Annotated in this window: 23 protein-coding genes; 13 read left to right on the top strand and 10 right to left on the bottom strand. The window is 57.5% G+C overall.

All coding sequences use genetic code 11. The features are described from left to right. Positions 1 to 367: 367 nt before the first annotated feature. From DRB19_RS25390 to DRB19_RS25380, 3 genes are all read right to left on the bottom strand, one after another. On the bottom strand, positions 368 to 2,119 hold the full coding sequence (locus DRB19_RS25390) for a DUF927 domain-containing protein (RefSeq protein WP_114188804.1): 1,752 nt from the start codon (positions 2,117 to 2,119) through the stop codon (positions 368 to 370). 221 nt (positions 2,120 to 2,340) lie between these two features. After that, entirely contained in the window at positions 2,341 to 2,928 is a 588-nt protein-coding gene (locus tag DRB19_RS25385) for a hypothetical protein (protein ID WP_114188803.1), read from the bottom strand. Between the two features lie 1,022 nt (positions 2,929 to 3,950). Further along, entirely contained in the window at positions 3,951 to 4,718 is a 768-nt protein-coding gene (locus DRB19_RS25380; protein WP_147022656.1) for a hypothetical protein, read from the bottom strand. Between the two features lie 533 nt (positions 4,719 to 5,251). On the opposite strand from DRB19_RS25380, the gene DRB19_RS25375 reads away from it, so the two are divergent. From DRB19_RS25375 to DRB19_RS30260, 6 genes are all read left to right on the top strand, one after another. Next, complete coding sequence (locus DRB19_RS25375; protein ID WP_114188801.1) at positions 5,252 to 5,773, top strand: hypothetical protein; 522 nt, start codon at positions 5,252 to 5,254, stop codon at positions 5,771 to 5,773. A 261-nt stretch (positions 5,774 to 6,034) separates the two neighbouring features. Continuing rightward, complete coding sequence (locus tag DRB19_RS25370) at positions 6,035 to 6,931, top strand: hypothetical protein (RefSeq protein ID WP_114188800.1); 897 nt, start codon at positions 6,035 to 6,037, stop codon at positions 6,929 to 6,931. A gap of 445 nt (positions 6,932 to 7,376) precedes the next feature. Next, positions 7,377 to 8,138: a hypothetical protein gene (locus DRB19_RS25365; RefSeq protein ID WP_114188799.1), complete on the top strand. Its 762-nt coding sequence runs from the start codon at positions 7,377 to 7,379 to the stop codon at positions 8,136 to 8,138. A 240-nt stretch (positions 8,139 to 8,378) separates the two neighbouring features. After that, positions 8,379 to 8,642: a hypothetical protein gene (locus DRB19_RS25360; protein WP_114188798.1), complete on the top strand. Its 264-nt coding sequence runs from the start codon at positions 8,379 to 8,381 to the stop codon at positions 8,640 to 8,642. A gap of 364 nt (positions 8,643 to 9,006) precedes the next feature. Next, a complete protein-coding gene (locus tag DRB19_RS25355; protein WP_147022658.1) occupies positions 9,007 to 9,468 on the top strand; it encodes a hypothetical protein in 462 nt (153 codons plus the stop codon). 98 nt (positions 9,469 to 9,566) lie between these two features. Next, positions 9,567 to 10,022 (top strand): hypothetical protein, encoded by a 456-nt coding sequence (locus tag DRB19_RS30260; RefSeq protein WP_147022660.1) that lies wholly within the window; start codon positions 9,567 to 9,569, stop codon positions 10,020 to 10,022. A gap of 103 nt (positions 10,023 to 10,125) precedes the next feature. On the opposite strand, the gene DRB19_RS25350 is transcribed toward DRB19_RS30260, so the two are convergent. After that, positions 10,126 to 10,746 carry a hypothetical protein gene (locus tag DRB19_RS25350; RefSeq protein ID WP_114188796.1) on the bottom strand — a complete coding sequence of 207 codons (621 nt, stop codon included), beginning with the start codon at positions 10,744 to 10,746 and terminating at the stop codon, positions 10,126 to 10,128. A gap of 477 nt (positions 10,747 to 11,223) precedes the next feature. Between DRB19_RS25350 and DRB19_RS25345 the strand changes: the two genes are divergently transcribed. Further along, a complete protein-coding gene (locus DRB19_RS25345; protein WP_114188795.1) occupies positions 11,224 to 11,379 on the top strand; it encodes a DUF1127 domain-containing protein in 156 nt (51 codons plus the stop codon). 117 nt (positions 11,380 to 11,496) lie between these two features. Here DRB19_RS25345 and DRB19_RS25340 read toward each other — a convergent pair whose 3' ends face one another. Further along, positions 11,497 to 12,069 carry a phosphogluconate dehydrogenase C-terminal domain-containing protein gene (locus DRB19_RS25340; RefSeq protein ID WP_245439831.1) on the bottom strand — a complete coding sequence of 191 codons (573 nt, stop codon included), beginning with the start codon at positions 12,067 to 12,069 and terminating at the stop codon, positions 11,497 to 11,499. Positions 12,070 to 12,464: 395 nt separating this feature from the next. Here DRB19_RS25340 and DRB19_RS25330 point away from each other — a divergent pair, with 395 nt between their 5' ends. Both DRB19_RS25330 and DRB19_RS30255 read left to right on the top strand, forming a co-directional pair. Then, a complete protein-coding gene (locus DRB19_RS25330) occupies positions 12,465 to 12,737 on the top strand; it encodes an alpha/beta fold hydrolase (protein ID WP_210207535.1) in 273 nt (90 codons plus the stop codon). Between the two features lie 367 nt (positions 12,738 to 13,104). Further along, positions 13,105 to 13,581, top strand: a complete 477-nt coding sequence (locus DRB19_RS30255) for a hypothetical protein (RefSeq protein ID WP_162815859.1) — start codon at positions 13,105 to 13,107, stop codon at positions 13,579 to 13,581. Between the two features lie 73 nt (positions 13,582 to 13,654). Here the strand turns inward: DRB19_RS30255 and DRB19_RS25320 are convergent, their stop codons facing one another. Continuing rightward, on the bottom strand, positions 13,655 to 14,287 hold the full coding sequence (locus DRB19_RS25320) for a helix-turn-helix domain-containing protein (protein ID WP_245439830.1): 633 nt from the start codon (positions 14,285 to 14,287) through the stop codon (positions 13,655 to 13,657). A gap of 841 nt (positions 14,288 to 15,128) precedes the next feature. Here DRB19_RS25320 and DRB19_RS25315 point away from each other — a divergent pair. Beyond that, the gene (locus DRB19_RS25315; protein WP_114188792.1) at positions 15,129 to 16,124 is read left to right on the top strand and encodes a phasin family protein; all 996 of its coding nucleotides are present in this window, start codon (positions 15,129 to 15,131) and stop codon (positions 16,122 to 16,124) included. Between the two features lie 68 nt (positions 16,125 to 16,192). Here DRB19_RS25315 and DRB19_RS25310 read toward each other — a convergent pair whose 3' ends face one another. The 3 genes from DRB19_RS25310 to DRB19_RS25300 form a co-directional block, all read right to left on the bottom strand. Continuing rightward, positions 16,193 to 16,882, bottom strand: coding sequence for a cysteine hydrolase family protein (locus DRB19_RS25310; protein ID WP_114188791.1), 690 nt, complete (start codon positions 16,880 to 16,882; stop codon positions 16,193 to 16,195). A gap of 10 nt (positions 16,883 to 16,892) precedes the next feature. Beyond that, positions 16,893 to 18,428, bottom strand: a complete 1,536-nt coding sequence (locus tag DRB19_RS25305) for an ABC transporter substrate-binding protein (protein WP_373867452.1) — start codon at positions 18,426 to 18,428, stop codon at positions 16,893 to 16,895. Positions 18,429 to 18,781: 353 nt separating this feature from the next. Beyond that, the gene (locus DRB19_RS25300) at positions 18,782 to 20,167 is read right to left on the bottom strand and encodes an LLM class flavin-dependent oxidoreductase (RefSeq protein ID WP_114188789.1); all 1,386 of its coding nucleotides are present in this window, start codon (positions 20,165 to 20,167) and stop codon (positions 18,782 to 18,784) included. A gap of 294 nt (positions 20,168 to 20,461) precedes the next feature. Between DRB19_RS25300 and DRB19_RS25295 the strand changes: the two genes are divergently transcribed. After that, positions 20,462 to 21,235: a MetQ/NlpA family ABC transporter substrate-binding protein gene (locus DRB19_RS25295; protein WP_210207536.1), complete on the top strand. Its 774-nt coding sequence runs from the start codon at positions 20,462 to 20,464 to the stop codon at positions 21,233 to 21,235. Between the two features lie 138 nt (positions 21,236 to 21,373). Here the strand turns inward: DRB19_RS25295 and DRB19_RS31315 are convergent, their stop codons facing one another. Then, the gene (locus tag DRB19_RS31315) at positions 21,374 to 21,724 is read right to left on the bottom strand and encodes a hypothetical protein (protein WP_114188787.1); all 351 of its coding nucleotides are present in this window, start codon (positions 21,722 to 21,724) and stop codon (positions 21,374 to 21,376) included. 226 nt (positions 21,725 to 21,950) lie between these two features. Between DRB19_RS31315 and DRB19_RS25285 the strand changes: the two genes are divergently transcribed. Then, positions 21,951 to 22,106 (top strand): DUF1127 domain-containing protein, encoded by a 156-nt coding sequence (locus DRB19_RS25285; RefSeq protein WP_114188786.1) that lies wholly within the window; start codon positions 21,951 to 21,953, stop codon positions 22,104 to 22,106. A 108-nt stretch (positions 22,107 to 22,214) separates the two neighbouring features. Further along, positions 22,215 to 22,508: a hypothetical protein gene (locus tag DRB19_RS25280; RefSeq protein WP_114188785.1), complete on the top strand. Its 294-nt coding sequence runs from the start codon at positions 22,215 to 22,217 to the stop codon at positions 22,506 to 22,508. Positions 22,509 to 22,700 lie beyond the last annotated feature (192 nt).

Genomic DNA, 22,700 nt, shown 5'->3' with positions numbered 1-22,700 from the left:
GTTTCGTAAGGCCGGCATGGCCTCCAAACACTTCTGGCTCAGAAAGCTGTTGCAGAACTTTTGGCGACCTACTTAGCCCTTGCAAGCTGTTTTGCTTGACGAAGGACTTGAGCGCCTAAACCAGCAGAGATGCACAGCTCAGGCTTGGTTAAATCGTCGAACAGGTTCATCAGCAGCCGACGCGACGCAGGAGACAGTGGCTCCCGACCATGCATCCACTCCTGCTTGTGATCCTGTGCCCGCAATGTGATACAATCGAGAAGGCCATCCTTGCTGGAATATGCAAGTGCTCTGGGAAGGTCATGCGTCTTCTTGGCAGCGCGGGTGCAGGCGCTAAATCCTACACCCGCTCAAATTACTCCGCCAGTCAAACCACGCTCGTCATCTGCTTTTCAAAAGCATCCATCCAAAGCACATAGCAGCTCGGCTTCTCTTTTAGGAGCGGCAGCCGACACTGACGTGTCGGCAGTCCCCGCTCCTCGTTGATGTTGAGGGCCTTCGCTTGCGCGAGATGAGCGACCACCAGCTGCTGCTGCGCTGGTGATTTGAACCACTCGCGAAACCGTTCCGATTTGACACATGCCTCAACTGGTCCGTCGCGCCAGGTCCGAATAACGCCGTCGGCTGCCTCGACCTCCTCAAGGGAGGTGGGCTTGCGATGGCGCAGGTCAATCACAACAGAGCTGGCAAGGCGCTCCCGCACGATCTGGAGTCCTTCCTCCAGGAGCGGACTGGGCTGTGGCTCGCAGGCGTCCTGGTAGCACCGACGGATCGCGCGACCCACCTGTTTAGGGGTCCAGGGGACGATCTTCCATTCGACCGCAAGTTGGCCTGCTGCATAGATCAAGGCGAAGAGGTCAGCTCGACGCTTGTCAGCTCCGGACACGTGCTCGATCTTGGCTGTCCGACGAAACTGGGCCATCAGCTCCTCAAGCCGCGCCCGGATCACCTTTCGATGCGCGATCACCCCTTCGACAAAGGCTGGGAAGGCATGGCCATGGTGCCGCTCACATGCCTTTTTCAGTGCGCCGATCTGATCGGCGGCCCACTTTTTAGGCGGTCCATCAATCTCTTTGGGTAGGTAATCAATCAGGCCAAGCGAGTCCTTGCGCGCCCCCGGCATGTCTACAAATCGACTCGTCTCTCCGGCACTGCGCTTTCTGCCCGCCCGCGCCATCAACTCGTCAAGTGCGTATTCTCCGCCCGTGGCGAAGAGGGTGTCCCAGTCTGGGTGCTGCAGATTGTGCTGCCGCATATAGACCTGGCTCTTCCGCTTGCCGGACCCGCTTGGGAGCTTGTAGGCGAGCCGCCGCAGCTGCTCGGCAAGCTCCTTCAGGCCGCCCTCCAAGACGCCCAGTTCATCAAGCATCATCAGGACCGCGTTATGACCAACAGCGAGGTCTTCGAGACCAATCTCGGTGGATCCAAGCTTGATCACGTCCTTCTCGGCTGACATCCCATACGTTGATCCAGCGACAATAAAGGCCGTGGTCTTCGCTGTTCCGGGGTCGCCGTAGAGGTGAAGACCCTGCGATAGCTGCCGCATAATCGGGACCAAGGGCGCTGCAAAGGCGGCGCTGATCATGAGGATGAACCGGGAGGACAGCGCACCCGCAGGACCGGCTACCTCGGTTTGCCATCCAGCGAAGGTCCCTCCCTGCTTGCACTTGGCAAGGTGAGGCGCCTTTGGGTCAGCGAGGCGCGTTGGGAGCCGATGTTTCCCGATCACGCTGGTGGGTGTTACGAAGACGGAGAAGTTCGACCGCCAGCCGGTTGAGCGGACGACGCGGATGAACCGGCGTGGTTTCGTGCTCGTGAGCCACTGAAGCACAACCCGCTGATCAGGGCCGAGTGGGAGATCGTAGCTAGCATTCAGCAAGGCATCAGCCAGCTTACCGGGCTTGGCAGCATCTGCTCGGTCAAGAGTGACCGTACGCTTGCCGTGTGCTGTGGTGAATCGAAACTCGATCTGGTGCTTGCCAAGGACCTCGTTCTCAATCTCGACATAGGGCACGATCCGGTCACAAAGACGGCGGGACCGGCCATTCTCCTTGATGTAGAGACCGTGCTCACGAACCTTGATGTGCGGCCCTGGATCTGACGTCGAGTGGGTAGTCATGACATTCTCCTGAATATGTTGCGGTGTTGTGTGAGCCGTGAGCCATCGTAACCTTCGGCACTGGGCTGACGGCTCACGGCTCACCTCAATTGCGCGTGTTGCTATGGGGCTGGGGCCGATGTAACGTGGGCACTGCAGTTCACATCACTTTTCCCTCTCTTTTCCCCTTTTCAGGCGTCTAGGAGGGCTGCAGACGTCGTCTTTGAGCCATTCCTTGGTTTTCACTGATTGCTGTTGCCATGCTGGCGTGTGGTGATCGGGCGGATCATTGGGCCGTTCACCGTACGCACCACCCTGCAGCCCCCCAGGAGTAGGCGTGAATGCAGGCCCGCTCGATCCAATGCGATCATTAGCTCTATTTCCTGTTCAACTCGGAGTGGGCGATCACGGGTGTTGCGGCAGGCATGGCGTGAGCCGTCATCGCTCGCTGCACGATCGTACGACACCCGTCGGACAAAGGTGCTTTTCAGGGTGTACACGATGGCTGCAGGGTTACCGTCCCATGGTAGGATTTTTACTGGACGTGGGGTGTACTCAGACCGTGGAAAGAGCTTACGCAGCTGACGTTCTGCGTGTCTAATTTGTTCCGTCGGAGCAGAGATCCACGATTGGATTTGGTAGTAGGGCTCGAAGGCACCGTTCTCATCCTCGTTCGCGCTTAAATCAATACCGCCGATGAAGGTCGTGATTCCCGCTTTTGACAGGATCGTTTGAATTTTCTTTTTTGCTGTATGGATGTGCTCGGGGGTGAGCTGCCCAACCGGAATGCTGTGGCCGGCATGGACGAGGGAAAGGATGGAGGTACTCATTCCATATCTCCCAGGAGGGCAACCGTGGATGCGACAAACCACCTGGCGTATGCACGACCACATTCTGTGCAGCCTCCGCTCATACAACGCTGATCTGGCATACAACTGTCGAGGCGATCAGCGATGGCTTGGGCTGCTAGATCGTCTGGGGCGTCACGTCGGACACGTTTGATGATCTTCTCTCGCTCGCCCTGAGCTTGGCCGGCGGTCTGGGCAGGACGTTGAGCTTTTCCTATGAACCATTGTGGACCACTGTCTTCAAAGAGATTTTCGTTCTGGAGTGCCTCCCGCGTTAGCGCGGTTACGTCCGGCCATTGCGAGTAATCGCGTGTGCGTTTTAACATTGGCGTTCTCTGGGCATGAGAAGTTATTGGCGGCGAACCGATTAGATGCATGCTGGCGAAAAAGGGTCTAAAATATTCGGTATTGGGCGCCGTAGTTTGCCGCTTGTCGACCAACTCATCGCGGAACCTGAATGTCAGCTCTGAATCGGCTCACGGCCTCCCCTTCAGTCGTACCAAGGAGGTGAAGCTGACTAAGCGGGTGGCAAATGATGTAATGTGGAGCGTTGCGGTTATGCTGGCGGATGCTAGCGTTAAGTTCGCCCAAGTAGGGCCAGTTACTCCGGTAAGGAGTTACAGGGATGGTCATTTCGCTTCTCCGAAGTAGGCGGGAGCCCTCGCCGAGAGCGCGGTACTGCCGGTGTTGCTGTGTGCGTGAGTTGTAGTTGGGCTCGGCAGTTACTTTACCAAGGACGTTTCCATGCCTGAATGCATGGCCTTACACCTCTTTTCATCGAGTTAGAGCCTATGAGCGGCTAACAGGAAACCGGCCGAGAACCGTGAGCAAGCGCAAGAAGCCTGCCGGCGGCAGATTGTTCAATTTCATCACTAGGGGCCTCCATTGCTGCGGCCACGAAGTGCCGCCTGGAACTATTCATATCTTCCTGAAGGGGATCATGATCCCCTTCAGGAAGCTGAATATGTCAACGAACGGAGGAGGTGCCTAGAACCCATCCGCTGCTAGAAAAGGTCATCCTGGGTGTAGGGAATTCCCGCATCTTTTTCTTCGGTACGGGCCTCTCGGATCGCGCGTTCAATCTGTTTTGTGGTCAGTGTCGGGTCCAGATCTTGGAGGACGAACTGCGCGAAGAGAGGGGCACTGGCGCTGAACCGCTGAACCCCTTTGTGCGGAGCGCAGTTGTAACTCCCCTTGAAATCCCCGGACAGTTCCTCCCACGCGTCAACGAGGCTCTTGGCGGTCTTGACGAGATAGCCCTTTGGCGGAGCTCCTGGTCGCAGTAGCTGCTCGAACGACTCGCAGTAGTCGATCAGGACAGTAAGGATCTCGTCGAGAGAGGGGCGCCTACCACCACGAACTGCGCCCTTGAGCCTGACCTTTGTCCTTTCGCCCAGCTCCTCATCCAACAGGCGCTCAAAAAACGGAGGCAGGTCCGCTAGTACGCGTTGCAGGCCTTCCGAGGCTGTTTTCACCCTGCCCGCTTGGCGGTTGATAAATCTCGGCCTCGGAACGTCGTGTAGATTTTTATAATGGTAATACTTTACCGCTACCTCCTTCAGCTCTGTATCGAGTTGTTCTCCACCGAGACCAAACTCTTTCTCGATCTGGTCTAATACCTCCGGACTGAAGATGTGAATCGGCTTGCCTAGAATGGCTTCTATGGGAAATGTTGAAGGTCGCCAGTTCCATTCCTCTGCGCTTTCGCGGTCTCTTGCTGGTCTGCTAGCGGCTTTTCTCTTCCTGGCGGGAGGCCCATTCGCATCATTCATGTTCAGGCTCCGATAGAACGCAATCACTAGAAGCCTGCATCACCTCACGCGGTTTCGCAAACAGATCCCCACGCCCACATGCAGTCTCAACGCAGCTCTCGACCCAGTGCGCTAAAGGAGAGGCCAAACGGTATATGGCGCTACCGTAGCGAGGATGGAGCTGGACTGAACTGGTCCAACACTCGCGGCACGGTTTGGTTCGATGGTGCAGCTGCGGCGCGCAGGCATCTCGATTGCCTTGTTAGCCGATGTTTAAGCGCCGCCTGAGGATGCTCGCGCCACGTCGAATACGAACCTCAGGTTCCATAGTTGGGTCAATCAAGATCGGATGCAAGATGCTTTAGGCAGCATACGTGGCTCCGGCCTCTGGTGCACTTCCCTTCATTTGAGTCATCTCGGGCTCTGGAGCCCCCTCAGGCGCATCCATTCGCCTTCGGTAAATAAACGATGCCCCCGTATAGCACGCTGGCACATCCGCCAGCCGCGGGGTTGCCGCAGGTCAAACGCCTGAATGATAGCAACGGAGAACTGCAATGCGAAACGACAGCATCTTTTATGTGATGGCTAAGTCGAAGCCGGAAGTGCCCCGTGGTTCAGAAACAGCGTCCTATGAAGAGCTTTGTGTTTGGCTTGTTCAAAAGCTTTGTTTCACTGGCCCCAAGGAGCGGTACATCAAGCCATTAGTGGACTTTGCCGAGCTGATTCTCGACGAGTGCCCTTCCGGCTTGAGCCCCCATCCAGAGGATTATGATTTGACGCTCGGATCAATTCTCGGACAAGCTTTGAAAATGAGTACCCATTCCGAAGAGACCCGCGAATTCAGCTCCGCTGGCATGGAGTTTGTTGGTCGGATTTGGGAAGCTACATTTCTGAACGTCGAATGCCTTGAAGTTCCCGAAATCTGCGAAGAACTTATAGGGTTTCTTCAGCTCAAGCCTGACTACTTCAGACAGGTTCGCAGGAGAGGTAAGAACTGGATCAAAGGCACCAAACGCTTTCGGCAGGAATCTGGGCTAAAGGTCATGCTTGAGGCCCCCGATTGGGGATTTGTCTGAGGTAGCCTACAGTCTAGGGTCTCGCTGTCTGCTGCGTATTTGCAGACAGCGTCCCTCCCCAACCAATTTCCAATGCGTTGGTACCAAAAGCAGCTCACTAGAGTTCCACGCACCACAATGTGCGCAACGTTCGACGTTGAAATACAAAATATTCCCCCATACTCCCTATTCCCATCATCAAACCCTGGAAACACCTCGAATTTACGTCATTTTCCACTTTTACCCCCTCCCCTCATCAATACCGAGAATGAGCCCCCTATCATGCGTTATCCAGAGTTTCGGGAGTTCCAAACGAGAGAGCTAGAAGCAGGTAACACCCTCAAACAAAAGCTTCAGCACCTTGGACATCATCGATCAAGCTACCAGCAGGAGCTTGTAAACGGGTTTCCGCACCTTTTTGCCAACAACGCCAAAGCTCGCGTGGCTTTCGCCAGAGCCTTCCTTGATGTTTTAGCACCCTTCTTTGGGATCACTGTTGCTGCACCACGTGCTGTTCGTACTGTCTATCACCTGACTCTCACCCCAAGGCAGCTCTGCTGCTCCCTGAGCGAGTCTGCAGATTATGACTTGCGGCCCCTACAGGCATGGATTCGCGAAGTGATGCAGGGCTACTCCTACATTGGGATGACTGAAGCCGCCCTGTATTCCAACTGGAGCATGAAACCCGGAAGTAAGGACAAAACCGTCTTGTGGCACGTTCACCTGTTTGTTTGGAGAACGAACCGGGCTTCGTTGAAGGCTTTAGTGGATGAAATTAACAACAATCACGAGAGTCTAATCCCGACCCTTTGCCCCGCAGATTATCGGCAAATCCCGTGCGATCACTTTATCGGCAAGGTCCTGTACCTTCTCAAATCACCACAGGAATATCGTGTGTGGTCCAGCAAGGATGAAGTCGTCGACCCCGAAACAGGTGAGATTATGCTGCAACTGAATGGTCGCTACCGCCAAAAGAGCCGCGCCTTACGTCCGGTTGATCAGGTTCGGGCATTTCGTTTCCTGCGCAACCGCTACCTTGATCACCTGATGCTCGCCGGAGGCGAAGGAAAAGCTCTCTTGACAGCGATTCGTTGGAAGGCTCTGGAGCCTCTGCGCTTCCATCAATGCTATGGGCCGTTTGTTCGCCGTAGTAGCGGAGGCAAAGCCATCCGAAAGTGAAAGGCGGTTCACGGTAATGCCGCTATGGCACACGAAAAGATCTCAAGCCATCGGCATAGCTTGATCCGTCAGAGCCTTTGGTAATCGTGCGCCCCTCAGCAAATCTCTGGGCACATCGCCTGCTAGATGAATCGCCCCGTAATGATGCACCAGAATTTGAAATTCGGCGCTGAACCGGCTCGTGCCGTATCATCATCGCAAGGTTATCAGGCGATTTGGAATGCTGCCTCAGGCGCACCCCTCACTGTGCCTCCATACACCCGTTACATGCCGCAAACTGCTGCTTCAGAGCCAATTTGCCACCTTGGTAAAGTGACGGCGGGCAGCGGCACCCCGCGCTCTCGTCCATTTCCTTAACGAACGCTTGGTTCCAGAAGCCAACGTGCCTCGGCACATGGACAACGGCGTGGGTGCTTTGCTGCCTTTCAGTACCTAGGAGACACACATGACACGCTTAAAGTATTCGTTCGATGCGGCAAAAGAGATTGCCAAACAAGCTGGCCTATCTGGCTTGTGGCAACACCAGTTGAGTGGATGCTGGACGCTCGCCGTTGAGAAGGATGCCGGACTTCGATGGTCACCAACACAGGCCGAACTATCCTTTTACGGACCACAGACGGTGGTGGCACGAATGCGGGCTGCCGTCGAGGGTGCCCTCAAGCGCAATCTGATTGCGTCTTCCGAGGACACCGGCACAGAAGAAATTGCTTTGGAACTAATCAAAACAGACAAAGAGCTTCTCAAATGGCTGGTCCGGTACATGCGCCGCGGCACAGAGTGCCCTTATCCAATCGCGCTCGTCGCATGTGCTGAAAGGCTTGTCCGGGAGTTTCTAAATAATCCCGATGACGACGTGCCGATGTTCCAGATGTGGGGCAACCCGGTCCTGCAGGCGGAGAGTTTTGCGTCGATGACGAGCAGCTGCCCGACACGTCCATATAGCGCAATGCTGATGGATTGGGCTGGCCGGCTCCATGCACACCTGACGATTGGAGATCTAGAGAAGGAGCTAGCCGTTTGCATGGCCATTGGGGCAGCGCGACTTGGTCATCAATTTCGCGAGAAAAACTTAAAAGACGCGGTTGTCCTCAGGAGCCGTCTCGCTTTTGAGAAGCAGTTTGGGTTGAGAGTTCGTATCAGGCACGGTGATGAATGGCTCAGGATCTGGGCTCAGGCACCTTCTCTTCCACCCGAATGCGGTTCCTGACACCTGCGTTTTGGGGGCGGCTCGCCAGGTGCTCCCGATCCGCGTCGCTCAAAAGAGCGCATATCGAATCAGCTGCAGGGGCGCACCGTCCCAACCCGAAAGCGCTGAAATCGAGTTTGGTGAAGCTACTGTGGCGGACCAACGCTGGTTCAGCAGGGCATCGTTGGACGCGTGCCACGCGAGACTGCAGGCTCGCCGGACGCGAATGCGCGCCCCCACATCAGCATTGGAGATGCCGTCATGGATACGATCGCAAGCGAGTCAGAACTCGTCGAATTTTTGTTTCAGGAACTTGATGAGTCGAAACCACAGCAAACCGTGGATCCAAGCTTTTTGCTGCGGATTGGGGGAATTTGCCACGGGATGATCTGGGGCGGTCATATGGGAGGCCCTCTATACCTATCAGACATGCTTGTGATGCTTTGGCAGAGGCGCAGCCCGAATACCTGCGGCGAAAAAGCTGGTTACCTTTGCTCGCTCTCTCGCCGCCGAAGATCCTTTTGATCCAGCTCGGGTTTTGACGACTCGCCGCCTAATCGAGCTGATGCTCGCAGCACTAGACAGCAAAGGGTGGCGGGTGCGCGTAGGTCCAGAAACGGGCAAATGCACCGTTGTGAGCACCCGCCGATTTGCGGAACGCCGAGGCGTCAGGATCCGGGTCCCGTTGGAGCCGAAAACCGCTGCGGGAAAGCGGAAGCCATCGAAGCGGCGTTAGGTAAAATCTAGCCACCAACCAATGCTCATCCGGCTTCGCAGCCGTGGCGCAATTCAGTTCCCAGATGAGCATCTGCGGTGCCAATGCTTGCCGAGCACCGTACGCGCAAACCTTCTCGCGTGAGATTTTTCAGAAATTCAAATGGAGACCAAAATGAGAGCCAAGCAGACAATCACGACGCACGACCAGCTTCTCGACTGGCTTGAAAGAGACTTGCTCGCGTCGGAGCCGAAGCGTCCGATCAATAGCGGGATCGTGGAAATATGCCTTGATATTCTGGTGGAGGTTAGGGATGTCGGTCGTTACAGAATGCATTCTGGCTTTTGGGTTGAGATGCTCGAAAGTATTTTCCTGTATGTGATCGACAGCACATCGTCTCCGCAGTACCCGGTGGGACTTATCGGCTTTGGCGCAACTGCTTGGGGCGAAATCATCGAGAATGGAGAAATCACGATTGAGGACGTGAACCGGATTCTGATCGCGATCCTCCAGTACGATAAAAAACTTTTGCGGACACGCCAAGTTGGCAAACATCGGTATCTTAAGAGCACACAGGAGTGCGTACGCAGGTATGGGACCGAGGTTCGGGTCAAGCTACGGCAACCTGAACGGTAGCATAGCTATCGTCCCATTGCTGAACGCGACAGCTTGCTCTCTCCCACATCGGTGATGCCGGGTGTCAGGGGCACTGGCTCAACATGAGGAGATCCAACATGAAACTTCAAAAGATGAATCCTGCCAGTAATCGTGCGCAACCAAAGGGTCAGTCCAGCGCCTTGAAGTCCAAACGGAATAGAGAAAACAAAGAGGACAGGTGGTGGAACAGCAGCGTCTTTATGGGAACGGGCCTCGTCTATTGCGCCTATCCTTATCCTACAGGTATGGATCCAGGCATCACCGTGAGCGACTATGAAATTGCTCTTGGTCGTGAGACCCATGAAGAGCAACTTCGTTATGCGCGACGATCGCAAAGCCATTCACTGGCAGAGTTGCCTGATGCGCTTCAAGATGGGGTACTCGTTGTCTTTGGGCCTGATGTTTCAGCAGGGGACGCCGTGAAGGCCCTGAGCCGGATCATCGAGAGCATCAAGAGCTATGGCCTGCTGACTGGTAGTAACGATAAGGGTGCGTTGGCTTGGGAGATGACTGACGGTTCCGATAAGATCTAGCTGAAGCGATTCACTCTGTGGGTTGTCAGAAGGGTCACGAGAACAGTGACGCACGTTGCCAACAGGTAGGCTGGGCGAAAGCATCGCCCAGCCGGCTACGTAGCTATGCTGCTGATTTTGAGCTGCTGTTCGGGTACAAAAGGCCAAGTTGGTTACGTCGGCAGGTTTGGATGCGTTCGCCGGGATAGTCACGCCACCTGAGGCGGCAAACATCACCGATCACATTGAGTACAACCGCCTCATACCAAGCTTCCTGGTGGTGATCCCTTGCGAGCACAACACTGCCGGGCTTGATCTCATCCCAGTCGCTTGGAGCGCTTGGCGCAGGGTTCGTCGACACGTCAATTAACACTGGTACCGTTGCACGAGGATGTATTCGCACGACCTTGTTCTCCGTAGGAGCATGATTGGTTTCCACGATAGGGTCGGCCAAGTCAGGTGCGATGGCCCTGAGCACCCGATTGAGACGCTCGCGGGCAACAAAGGGAACACCGGCACCACCGTCACGGGTGTACTGGCCGCGGGGCAGCTGGGCCGCGACGAGCTGCGGGCCTGCCTCGTCTGTTACAGGCAGCATAGTATAGCCCATGGGCTTGGCCGCCTGCTCGGCCTCGTCGGCGTCCTCTGCCGTGAACCACGACGCGCGCTGGCGGCCCTTTAAGGTACGCTCGAATACGAGCAAAGTAGGCGTGGTGCTCGAAGTTGAATCAGAGATCAAAGTCATCACTTGTCTCCTAAAATGCAAAGGGAGCCCGGAGGCCCCTGATGTGAGGTTCAGCATAGGGTGCTGACCAATGAGGTGGTACGCGGTACAAGCTTCGCCGTACCTATGCTCAAGCTAAACTGCTAAGCCTTACGGCCTCGCTTGGTGAGCCAGGCACGATCGCAGCCCCTTTATATTACATGATATGTTATATCTTGTCAAATGCAGGTGAATATGCTCAAGCTTCGCCCAAGCTTGGCTATAATGGCGTGTCGGTCTGCGTGGGTCGTAGCTTTGCTATTCCTGCTCGTTGCTCCGGTCAAAGCTCAACAAAATCTGCGGTTGTCTAAACCAATGGACGGAAGCAGGCATGCCCCTAAAGCATAACACCTCTCTATAAGCATCGCTCCTCGGCCCCGGCATGCATGCCTATAGCCGCCTTGCTGCAAGAGCAAAGGACATCGGCCATCGTGGCCGCTCACCTGTTAGGGGCTTTCCATGTTCGTCACTTACATTCTGTCCAAGATCCGCGCCTACGCGCTTTATCGGGAAACGGTTCGGGAGCTGTCGCAGCTCTCCGATCGCGAGTTGGACGATTTGGGCATCTCGCGCTTCCACATTGCCAGTGTCGCGCGTCAGGCAGCCGTCGCGTAAATACGTCAACCTGTCTAAGGTTCACGCCCGCCCAATGGCGGGCGTCTGCTTTTCGAGACGGGTTATCCGCGCAAACTCATCCATTGATCGACTTGGGACCAGCAGCGATGCCAACAGTCAGTAACAAGCACGGCGGCGCCCGCGCCAGTTGCAGATGTCCTTCACGGACTGCAGGACAGCCTTCGGGTCGGAGACACGCTCCAGCCAGCCCTCGCGGAAGATCTGCGGCTTCGCCTGCTCAATTGCATGCAACGCGCCGTCCGAGAACTTGCCTTCTGGGAAGACCTCGAAGGCGATGGAGAGGCCGATGTTCACATGCCCTAGCATGAACTCGATGGCCGCTTGGCGCGGCACCCCACGCCGGATCGCCTCCTCGGTCGCTTCGCGGAGTGCGATGCACATTGTGATCGCAACCGTTTCGGAAAGGGCAGGCTCGAGGATAGCGATCTGCTCAACCGTGCAGCGATGCGCCTCAATGACAGACTTGTAGATTGTGCGGGCAATTTCCTCGCAGTGGGCGTAGTGCTCCTCCGGGCCTTGCATCAGGGCACAGACGATATGCTGCTTGGCTTTCACGCCGCCGAAGAAGTCCTTCTTAGCCTCAGGATTGGTTTCGTCATTGAAGATCGACGGATGGCATGGATGCGTGCGGTCGGATATCCAAGTGCCGCGATCCCCTCCTTCGAACATACCTCGTTGAGGCGGCAGGCATCATTCTCAACCGCGTCTCGCGCCGGTCGCCAATCAAGGCGTGGGGCACAAGGCTCCCTAGGAAGATCGGTGGGAAGAAGGCCATGGCGGCGGTCGCCCTTAAGCTGTCGGTGATCCTTCACAGAATGTGGCACGATAGCACTGGCTTCCGCGGGTCCAACAAGGAGGAGCTGCCGGCATGAGATTGTCGCTCAGGAGATCCGCCGACCGGCGGAGTGATGTCCCTTGTCGGGACGAGGCAGCAGCCATCGCGCGGGCACTGTTGCGGCGACGCTTCCAGACACCCAGGATGAGGTCGACCGCGTATGAAACATGGCGAGGCTGAGGCTTCCGACCCCATTATGCGGCGGTGCCTGGCCACCGCGGAGAGAACCATGAAATACGGGCTCGCCGACTACCATCGTGGGCGGGTAACACCTGCCGAGAACCGGGCTTTAGCCGCCTGTGCGGTGTTCCGGGGCGACGTGCTGATCGTGGAGTCCGAGCACGATGACATCATTCCGCACCCGGCCATCGAGAACTATTTGGCAGCCCTTAAGGGCGCGCACTCGCTGACTTACCGCGTCATCCAAGGGGCGGACCACGCCCTCTCTGAGGAAAAGTGGCAGCAGGCTTACACCTCCCTGCTGCTCAACTGGGCCACGTAGATGATGCTGGGTGCCCGGGAGGAAGGCGCAGCACCCGGGGTGCGCGCGCATCTCCAACCCGCACCACGGCGGGAGCCTCCAACGGCGGCATGATCTTAATCGCCCCCCGCGTGCATTTCGGCAGGATCAGGACGTACCTGGGTTTGGCAGGCTGGTTCCGTGTCCCGCACGGGTGTCCACTAAAGCTGAGGCGCATCCAATAAAACGACGGTTTGTTCGATCTGTTGGCCCGACCTCCAATAAATTGGAGGAAAGAAGCAGCCTCGTCGTTGGGATGCGTTGCTGCGGGAACCTGCCGGGTTCATCCTTTTCTTCGACGCAGCGGAAACGCTGGCGAGTTTCTGACAAGCAGATGAGAGACGGACAGATGACCAGTTCAGCCGCAATGCCCATGATGGGCAACATGATGCCAATGATGGGCGGCATGATGCCGAACATGATGCCTCAGATGCAGATGCCCATGATGGGTGGAATGATGCCCATGATGCCTCAAATGCCGATGGGTAGCATGATGCCCATGATGGGCGGCATGATGCCGAGCATGATGTCCCCGATGCCGATGGGTGGCATGATGCCGGGGATGATGTCTCCCATGCAGATGGGTGGGATGATGCCCGGCATGATGTGCCGCATGTCCTGTGACATGGCCGCCGACGGTTCCATGACCTGTACCATGATGCCGATGGAAGGCATGTCCGCAGACATGTTCAAGATGTGCTGCGAGAACATGATGAGGATGATGGAGATGGGCATGCCATGCATGATGATGTGCGGCGGCATGATGCTCGTCGGTATGAGCTCGGCCATGGGGGCGCAGAGCAAGCCTACGAAGAAGAGCGCCTGAACGTACCACCCTCCGAGAGGCGGTGCCGCCCGCCGGGTGCGGCACCGCCTACCAGGGACGGCGGATCGAACTATCAGACCGTCTCCACGTAGGTCATCACCAGGTACATGATCGCCATCACGTGCCCGGGATTTCGGTAGATGTGCGGGACGTCGGCTTGGAAAACGATCGAGTCGTCCGCGTGGAGACTATAAACGGAGCCGTTTACCTCGATCTCCACATCGCCGACTACCACGGTAAGGTTCTCGATTGTGCCCACCGCATGGGCAACGGCGTCTTCCTGCGACTGCGCGGCAAGGGTGAGCTTGTAAAATTCGACGCGCCGCTCTGCTTCGAAGGGAAACAACGCCCTTGAGGTGAAACTCCCGTCCGCCGATGTGAGGATCTTGGCAGCCTTCGAGCGCATGACAACCGTGCCGCTGCCCGTACTCGGGCTCGTCAGCGCCGAAAACGGGACATCAAGCGCCCGCGCCACCTTCCACAACAACGAAATCGTCGGGACGCTTCGCCCCAGCTCGATCTGGCTTAGCATGGCGCGGCTGACGCCAGCGAGATTTGCGAGGCGCTCCAGGGAGTGGCCACGCGAGCGTCGCAGCCGCTTGAGATTGCTGCTGACGATCTCGGCAAGCTCGTGAGCCTCATTCTCCAGATCGCCCTCGGCTTCGTGCATAACACCGGGGAGATGATCCTTGGGCGCATCTCTCACGGCGACACCTCGTCTTACCGATGCATGGGCCAGGCATTCCCGACCCAGACGGGCACGAAGAACCATACCGCAACCCAAGTCCCGGGCACAACGGCGGTCATCGGCGCCATGGGTTGCGCTCTCCCCTGGCGCTGGCGCCTCACTTCATTGAAATCAATGATTTCTGCCGTTGCAGCCATAACCTCTGCCCAATGTTCATCAAACAGAACATAAGATCCTTTATAAAGAACAAATTGTCAATATAATAGAACCTTAGCAGTTACAGCAGCTGCATCTCGCTGAAAGGAATGCACTTTTTGGTGCTAGATGCAGTTCCAACCGCTGTTCTGAGCAACGAACATTCTCACAAAAGCCCGACGTGGGAGGCGGGTCAAACTCGATCTGTCTACCTGTTGCAACCGCTTCGAAAAGTTACAAAGTTCTGTGAAGCACCCGCAGAGGCGGGATTGGCGTTTTTCGCCGCGATGTGGCGGTCGCGAATTTCGTTGAACAAACATTATGGAACTTTGCTGCTGGCAAGGCGACCGCCCCTCGTCTTCCTTCTAGGTGCCAACCCCGGCCTAAACGGCGCACAATTTTGGTGGCTTCTGAAGGATCATCAAGATGATCATCTCGGTCCGGTATCTACAAGCTTGGCTTTTGACTGCTTGCGAGCGTGAACCCGCTCAGATGGTGTCACTCCGTATGGTTCCGACGTAGCATCCCGACTGTCACTGTCACAGACCCGTGATTAACTCAGGTTAACACAGCCGGACCCAGCCGCCTCCGGCATCACCCGGTTCACCCCAGATCGTACCGGCCCTAACCGCAAGATCGTCTCTTTGAAGGCGTGCGAGGACCCATGACCACCAACGGGACATACAGCCAAACACCGCCGGATAAGGCCAACGAGCTCTTTGAGAAGCTCCTTGCCACGTCCGACACTGCCGTCAAAACCCGCGAGCGCCTGTTCTCCGACCTGAAAGAGGAGCTGGAGCTCTTGGCGAGCCTCCAGGAGCAGCATCTCTTCCCCGTCCTGCGCAAGCACGGGATGCAGGACCTCGTGCAGGAGGCTGTCCGCGACAACCAGGAAACGGATGCGCTCCTGACAGAGCTGCAGAACACGCCGAAGAACAATGGCGAGTTCCTCGGCAAAGTGATGGAGCTGCGCCGGGTGTTCCAGCAGCATCTTCGCGATGACAAGAAGGAGCTGCTTCCGGCAGTGCTCAAGGTCTTGAGCGACGAGGAAGCCGAAGCTGTAGCCAAGAACGTGGAGGACGAGATGGCGAGCATGGAAGAGGCAAAGCGGGCGGAGGCCCGGCGCGCACGTGAGCAGGCCGAGACGGTGCAGCAGGTTGCGGATGACGTGACCAACACCGTCCGGGCCGGAGCGGAAGGTGCCCAGACGGCGGCCCGGGCCATGCAGGAGACCCTGCAGACCAGCTTTGGTGCGGCCTCGGAAATGGCCCGCCGCTCGACCGACCAGGCCCTGCGGCTGTTCAATCTCCCCACCGGCGATGCGCAGGATCTGGCTGAGCAAGCCTCGGAGAACCTGCGCGCGGTCGCGCAATCCGGCACGGTGCTGGCCCGTGGCGTGCAGGATGTCTCGCGCGAATGGCTCGAGCTGAGCCAGCGGCGCTGGCAGAAGAACCTTGAGGGCTTGAATGCCCTCGCGCGCTGCCGGTCGGTGACAGACTTTGTGGCGCTGCAGAGCTCTCTGCTGCGTGACAATCTGGAGCAGACCCTCGCCAACAGCCGACGCATTGCCTCACTGACCGTTCAGGTTGCCGATGAGGCAACACGAACCATGACGGTTCAGGCGGAGAAGACAGCCCAGCGCACCAGTCGTGTGGCCTGAGGATCTCTCAGTCCCCAGGTAGTTCTCAATGCAGGCGCTTCCGGCCCATAAGCCGGGAGTGCCTGCATTCACGACGACATACGTCCCAAGGTATTCAGCAGAGCTGAGCTATTCGCGACAGCCCCGAAGACCCCGCTCTTCTTGATCAGGAGCTGAATGGCCGCTTCATGAACCGCCTCGAAGCAGGCCCCTGTGCCATCCTCTAGGGTGACACAGTCGAAACCGCGGTCCAGGGCCTCTCGCACGTTGGTATGGATGCAGCAGTCGGTTGTCAGGCCCGTCAGAATGAGGTTCTGGATGCCATGGTCACGCAAGTGGCGTTCGATGCCCGTGAAGCCGAATGCGCCGTACGATGGCTTGTCGAACACGACCTCATCCTCCAAGGGCGCCAGTTCCGGAATGATCTGCCAGCATTCGGCACCCTCAACCAGGTAGCGCCCCCGGGGGCCATGATCCCCCACCGCAACCCCCTTGCCATCGGCTCCCCGCCAGAGGCGATGTGGCTGCACATCCGACAGGTCTGGCTTGAACGTTTCTCGCGTGTGGATGATGGGAAGCCCGATGGCCCGGCATGCTGCCATGACGCGGGCAATGACCGGAATAGGTCGACGCAAGGCCGTCAGGTCGAAGCCGAACTGATGCATGTAGCCGCCCTCGGCACAGAAGTCACCCTGCATGTCGATGACCAACAGGGTGGTGTTGCGCGTCGTCAACTCGCCATGCAGCGGGAATGAATAGGGGTTCGAGTCCAATTTCATGGCCAAGCCTTTACTTCTTCGCCAGCCAGAGATCATACCAGCTGCTGGAGGGCCAACGTGGTGTATTGTGATCGTTACGCAGCTTCTTGTTGGTGACGGATATGAATTCGCGATCGGTTGCCATCCAGACCGGGATCTCGCTATTGGCCAACTTCACGAACGCGGCATAGCGTTGCTTGCGCGCGGCTGGATCCAGTTCGACCGCGGCAAGATCGATCACCTTGTCCATCTCGCTGCTCTGCCAACCCCATTGGTTGGTCCAGGGAGCACCCTTGCGAGCACCCGAGCGATACCAAACCGTCGTACTCACAGCCGGGTCACTGCGATATTGATGGCGCCCGGTGGCAATATCGAAGTTCCAGTCCTTATAGACGTCCGACAAGAAGCCGGCTGCATCGCGCTGAACGATGTCAACGCCGATCCCTACCTCCGCCAGCGATTGCTGGGTGAATGTTGCAAACGCGCTTACATCCTCGCCCCACGGCGCAGGCAGCAGGCGCAGCTTGAAGCGCTGCTTGGTCGATCCGGTGCGCGGATACCCTGCCTCGTCAAGAAGCTTGTTGGCGAGTTCCACGTCGTACTTCAAGTCGGGCGCCCCTGGTGTGAAGAAGTCGGACGATTGCGGAACAGGACCCTGGCCCCGCTTACCGAAGCCGTACAACATGTTGTCGACAAAGAAATCTACATCGATTGCATGCACAATAGCTTTGCGAACACGCAGATCCGCCAGCTCCGGTCGGCGGAAGTTAAACTCCACCGTGTTCTGAACCGCGTTGCCTTCGTTGCCTTTGGTAGACACAGTGAAATTCTCGTTCCCCTGCAACCGGTTGATGTCAGCCAACGCCAACGACGTGTAGGCGCTCAGATCCAGGGCGCCCGACTCCAGCGCGGCAACGGCCGCAGCCTTGTCCGGCAAGACTCTCCAAATGATGCGATCCAGATGGGGGAAACCCTGGCGCCAGTAGTTAGGATTACGCTCGGCGATGATGTACTGGCCACGCTCGTACTTGACGAACTTGAACGGGCCGGTGCCAACGGGTTCCATGTTTGCTGGGTTTTCGAGAACGTTGGTGCCTTCATAGATGTGCTTAGGGGCGATGTAGCCCAGGTCTGGCAGCGCCCGCAGCAACAGGTCCAATGGCATCGGCTCTGAATAATTAAACACAGCCGTATGAGGATCCGGAGTTTCGACTGATTGCAGATTCTGCTGCAGAGTCGAACCATAATTGAGGTACTTCTTCCAAAGCTCCATTGCCGTGTACTGCACGTCTGCAGAGGTGAAAGGCTTGCCATCGTGCCATTGAACGTTCTCACGCAGGGTGAAGGTGATGACTTTGCCGTCGTCCGAGCTCTTCCACGCAGTGGCCAGGACACCGACCGGCTTTCCCTCGCTATCCAAATCGACGAGGGACTCGACAATCTTACTTCCGACGAGATAGACATCAACCGATGCCCGGATGGCCGGGTTTACGACACGCTGTTCGGCGTTCATATGGACGTTCAAAGTCCCACCTCGCACAGGCGCTTCCTGCGCATGAGCCGGCATGGCCTGCACTGCGCAGAATCCTGTGAGGATAAGAGTGGCTAAGAGCTTTCTGTTAAAAGGAGTCGGTTTCATGTCACTGAACTTTCCGCGAACGGGGGTTGATGTCATGTCGGCACTTTAGGATCAAAGTTCAAAATTGCGGGCGAACGGCGCTAGAGACGGTTCTGTCGCACTTTCTGGCACAAGACGCAGAGATGCCAGAGTAGATAGTAGGCGCTTATGCAACGAGCTGCTCGAACTGCTCCGTAAGCGCGAGGTGCGAGTTACAGACGTACTTCGTCTGTCGTTTGCGCATCGCGTGAACCATTTCGATTCCGTCCAAGATCACTCGTGCGTTGGTGCGTAAGTCGCTGCTACTCGGCTGCATCCCGGCTCTGCCCTAGCGTCCGGTACGACGCGCCGGGATGAGTGTCGGGCAGAAGTGCCTGCCCCTTGCCGAACAGCTTCTCACGCAAGGTGCCTTCGGCATAATCCCGCTTGTAAACCCCGCGCTCCTGTAGGATGGGCACGACAAGGTCGACGAAATCTTCCAGCGTCTCCGGCGTCACCACGCGACTGATGTTGAAGCCGTCAACACCGGTCTCCTCAACCCAGGACTGGAGCTCGTCAGCGATCTCCTCGGCAGAGCCGACCAAGGGTGGGTTGCGCGCCCCCAGACCCTTGTCGAAGATCTTGCGTAACGTCCAGACCTGCGAGCTGTCACGGGTGAATGCCTCCAGCATCGACGCCATCGCGTCGGTCTTCTGGTACTGGAGCGGCTCATCAAGGTCGTACTGTGAAAAGTCGATGCCGACCGTGCTCGAGAAATGCGCCAGCGCCCCCTCTGCGCTCGCGTAGCTGAGGTACTCCTCGTACTTCTCCTCCGCCTCCTTCCGCGTGCGCCCGACCACGATGGCGCGTCCCAGGAAGAGCTGTACGCCGTTTGGATCTCGCCCCAACTTAGCGGCCCGTTGCCGCACATCCTCTACCGCCTTGCGGGTCTGCTCCTTATTGGGGCCATAGAGGAAGACGCACTCGGCATGGCTGGCTGCAAAGTCCTTGCCACGAGCAGAGGCGCCCGCCTGATAGAGCACCGGCGTCCGCTGCGGCGACGGTTCTGACAGATGGATGGCATCCACGTTGTAGTGACGACCCGAGTGCTGGATCCGATGCACCTTGTCCGGACGCGCATATAAACGCCGCTCGCGGTCTCGCACGACCGCGTCGCCTTCCCAGCTGCCCTCCCAGAGCTTGTACACCACTTCCATGAACTCGTCCGCCACATCATAGCGGTCGTCGTGCTCCCGCTGCCCCTTGAAGCCCATGGCCCGGGCAGCGCTGTCGAGATAGCCGGTCACAATGTTCCACCCCACGCGCCCCCTGGTGAGATGATCCAGCGTCGACATGCGGCGGGCGAATAGATATGGCGTCTCGTACGTGAGATTGGCGGTGACCCCGAAACCGATGTGTTTGGTCACCGCGGCCATGACCGGCACCACCAGGAGCGGATCGTTCACAGGCACTTGGACGGCATTTTCCAGCGACGGGGCTGGGCTGCCTTTGTAGACGTCGTAGACGCCAACGATGTCGGCCAGGAAGATGCCGTCGAACAGGCCGCGTTCGGCAGTCCTGGCCAGGTGCTGCCAGTACTCGATCGTGTTGTAGGCTGTGGAACGGTCGCGCGGGTGCGTCCACAGGCCGTGCTGGATATGACCCACACAGTTCATGTCGAACGCGTTGAGGCGGATCTGCTTCTTCATCGGAACCCCTGCTCGGCTGGCACCTCTGGCTCTATGTCCTTTTTATAGAACATGTCCGGGTTCTGCAAACCCCTTTTCGGGCTCGGCAGCTGAGAGTTGAAGCTCAGAACTCTTCAGAACTCGATAGCGACCCAAACAAACCTTAACCGCATTTTGTGGGACTTCCTCTCTCGCGCGGGTGCTATTGTTCTTTATTACGAACGATTCCTTGACAGCAAACGAATGTCTGATCAAACTGCTGGAAAGCACCTACCTCTCGGTGCAGGGGCATTCAAACCCAGAGGAATTTCCATGCTGCGACGCTTGCTTGCTGCCTCATGCCTTTCACTGCTTGCTCTTGCGGGCGCCCAAGCGGAAACGATCAAGGTTGGCGTCACGGCGGGGCCATTCGCGGAGGTCCTCGACGTCGCCAAGGCGAATGCAGCTCGCGAAGGGCTTACTATCGAGCCAGTGGAGTTCAGCGACTTCGTTGGGCCGAATGCCGCTCTTGCGGCCGGAGACCTGCACGCAAACTCCTATCAGCACCGACCTTTCCTGCAGGCCCAGATCGATGCCCGCGGCTATGACCTTGTCCCTGTTGGCAAGACAATTCTGGTTCCGATTGCCTTCTACTCCAAGCGCTACAAGACCGTGAATGAGATCCCGGCAGGCGCGACGGTCGCCATCCCGAATGACCCCAGCAACGAGGCACGCACGCTTCTGCTCCTCGAGACCACCGGCTTGATCAAGCTGCGCCCCGATGCCGGCTTCAAGGCCACCCCAGTCGACATTGTCGAGAACCCGAAGAACATCAAGTTCATCGAGCTAGAAGCAGCGCAACTGGCGCGTTCTCTCGATGACGTTCATGCCGCTGCGGTCAACACGAACTATGCTCTTCAGGCAGGGCTCAATCCTCTGGAGTCGCTTGTCAGGGAGGGGCCGCAATCCCGCTACATCTGCGAGGTCGTGGTGCGTCGTCAGGATGTCGATAAGCCTTGGGTCAAGCAGTTGGTGGCTGCGTTCCAGTCCCCCAACGTGCAGGAGTTCATCGATAAGCGCTTCAAGGGTGCCGTTATTGCTGGTTGGTAATTCAACATGCCTGCGGTGAACCGAGCTTTGATGGGTTTGCAGTTCCTGCCCCCGGCAGATCAATAGGCGATGACATCGGGTCTTGCGGGCAGTGGGGCCCTATCCCTGAATTGCGCTACATTCCCCGCGGCGCTTCATCTATGGATCACGATCTATGCTCGTACTGAGTAAGCGAAACCACTCGGCATAGGGCGTATTTCTTACCAGCCGTCGGTTATAGTCAGGCGCGCCATCGGTCCACCAGACCGGTCCGCGTTCGCCCAAGGCACGTTTGGCGGCATCAACCCGAGCACGCGCACTGGCCAAAGCCTCGGCATCACGTTCGGCACTACGGATGGCCCGGCGCGCTGCCATCAACTCTTGGACATGGACTTCACGCACCTTGGGATCAAGCCGAGGGTTACTCAGCCGCCAAAGTCGGCCACGCACCACAAAATAGCGCCCATCTGGGGTGTGCGGGTATAGGTCAGACAAGGGTGCGCCGCTCATCAGTCAATCCAGATTGCAGGGTGTTCGTCAAGGGTGGTTGACACCTCACTATGGCCACGATGCAGTCTCGCTGAGTGATCCAGCGCCGACAGGGGCACTATGCGACTAAAGCATAACAGACCTTCCAGGTGGCTGCTCCTCAGCACCTGCGCCCACTCCTATATGGGCCTTGTCGCAAGAGCAACGATCTACGGCCGTTGGGGCCGGTCACCTGCTGGGGGAATCCATGTTCGTTACCTACAGCCTGTCTAAGATCCGTGCCTACGCGCTCTACCGGGAAACCGTCCGTGAGCTGTCGCGGCTCTCCGATCGCGAATTGGCTGATCTGGGCATTTCGCGCTTCCACATTGCCAGTGTCGCGCGTCAGGCAGCCGTCGCGTAAATACGTCAACCTGTCTAAGGTTCACGCCCGCCCAATGGCGGGCGTCTGCTTTTGTGACACGGGTTACCCGTGCATCCTCATCCGTTGATCGTCTTGGGACCAGCAGCGATGCCAACAGTCAGGAACAAGCACGGCGGCGCCCGCTCCAGCATTCGCTTCGAGCCACCGACTCTCGACGAGGCGATCTTTGCCGCGCAAGGGTTAGCCGATGATGTCAGAGGCCAAACGGAAGTCGCCGCGATGCTGATGGGCTTGCCGGAAGACCAGGTGAGAACGGCAGTCCTGAAAGCTGCCCGACCAGCAGCTCGTACGCCAAGCCGCCTGTCGACCTCACCGCGCTCAACCGTTGGACGACAGGCGGTTGTGGTGGAACGGCGAGCTCCCCGCATGATCATGCGGTGAAGCCTGGACTGCGTTCCTCCCGGCTGAGCTCCAGCGCCGAGACTCCTATACCTCGCCGTCCAAGCGCTCCTGAATGAGAAAGTCGAGAACGATCCAGGTGGTCTAGACCCAGGACCTATTAATTTAGATTGAGGTGTGATTCAGAGCCTCCTGTCGAGGAGGCTCCGAATGGGTGATCTGTTTTTGCTCAGT

This window comes from Microvirga aerophila, from assembly GCF_003332305.1.
In the GTDB taxonomy this organism is placed as follows: Bacteria; Pseudomonadota; Alphaproteobacteria; order Rhizobiales; family Beijerinckiaceae; genus Microvirga; species Microvirga aerophila.
This window is presented reverse-complemented; position numbering and strand designations above follow the sequence as displayed.

Bases quoted from the DNA above. Each gene is read 5' to 3' on its own strand.
- DRB19_RS25350 (WP_114188796.1), bottom strand. From the start codon at position 10,746: ATGACTTTGATCTCTGATTCAACTTCGAGCACCACGCCTACTTTGCTC.
- DRB19_RS25385 (WP_114188803.1), bottom strand. From the start codon at position 2,928: ATGAGTACCTCCATCCTTTCCCTCGTCCATGCCGGCCACAGCATTCCG.
- DRB19_RS30260 (WP_147022660.1), top strand. From the start codon at position 9,567: ATGAAACTTCAAAAGATGAATCCTGCCAGTAATCGTGCGCAACCAAAG.
- DRB19_RS25355 (WP_147022658.1), top strand. From the start codon at position 9,007: ATGAGAGCCAAGCAGACAATCACGACGCACGACCAGCTTCTCGACTGG.
- DRB19_RS25375 (WP_114188801.1), top strand. From the start codon at position 5,252: ATGCGAAACGACAGCATCTTTTATGTGATGGCTAAGTCGAAGCCGGAA.
- DRB19_RS25345 (WP_114188795.1), top strand. From the start codon at position 11,224: ATGTTCGTCACTTACATTCTGTCCAAGATCCGCGCCTACGCGCTTTAT.
- DRB19_RS25315 (WP_114188792.1), top strand. From the start codon at position 15,129: ATGACCACCAACGGGACATACAGCCAAACACCGCCGGATAAGGCCAAC.
- DRB19_RS25330 (WP_210207535.1), top strand. From the start codon at position 12,465: ATGAAATACGGGCTCGCCGACTACCATCGTGGGCGGGTAACACCTGCC.
- DRB19_RS25285 (WP_114188786.1), top strand. From the start codon at position 21,951: ATGTTCGTTACCTACAGCCTGTCTAAGATCCGTGCCTACGCGCTCTAC.
- DRB19_RS25365 (WP_114188799.1), top strand. From the start codon at position 7,377: ATGACACGCTTAAAGTATTCGTTCGATGCGGCAAAAGAGATTGCCAAA.
- DRB19_RS25360 (WP_114188798.1), top strand. From the start codon at position 8,379: ATGGATACGATCGCAAGCGAGTCAGAACTCGTCGAATTTTTGTTTCAG.
- DRB19_RS30255 (WP_162815859.1), top strand. From the start codon at position 13,105: ATGACCAGTTCAGCCGCAATGCCCATGATGGGCAACATGATGCCAATG.
- DRB19_RS25310 (WP_114188791.1), bottom strand. From the start codon at position 16,882: ATGAAATTGGACTCGAACCCCTATTCATTCCCGCTGCATGGCGAGTTG.
- DRB19_RS25300 (WP_114188789.1), bottom strand. From the start codon at position 20,167: ATGAAGAAGCAGATCCGCCTCAACGCGTTCGACATGAACTGTGTGGGT.
- DRB19_RS25370 (WP_114188800.1), top strand. From the start codon at position 6,035: ATGCGTTATCCAGAGTTTCGGGAGTTCCAAACGAGAGAGCTAGAAGCA.
- DRB19_RS25340 (WP_245439831.1), bottom strand. From the start codon at position 12,069: ATGTTCGAAGGAGGGGATCGCGGCACTTGGATATCCGACCGCACGCAT.
- DRB19_RS25305 (WP_373867452.1), bottom strand. From the start codon at position 18,428: ATGCCGGCTCATGCGCAGGAAGCGCCTGTGCGAGGTGGGACTTTGAAC.
- DRB19_RS25280 (WP_114188785.1), top strand. From the start codon at position 22,215: ATGCCAACAGTCAGGAACAAGCACGGCGGCGCCCGCTCCAGCATTCGC.
- DRB19_RS31315 (WP_114188787.1), bottom strand. From the start codon at position 21,724: ATGAGCGGCGCACCCTTGTCTGACCTATACCCGCACACCCCAGATGGG.
- DRB19_RS25390 (WP_114188804.1), bottom strand. From the start codon at position 2,119: ATGACTACCCACTCGACGTCAGATCCAGGGCCGCACATCAAGGTTCGT.
- DRB19_RS25380 (WP_147022656.1), bottom strand. From the start codon at position 4,718: ATGAATGATGCGAATGGGCCTCCCGCCAGGAAGAGAAAAGCCGCTAGC.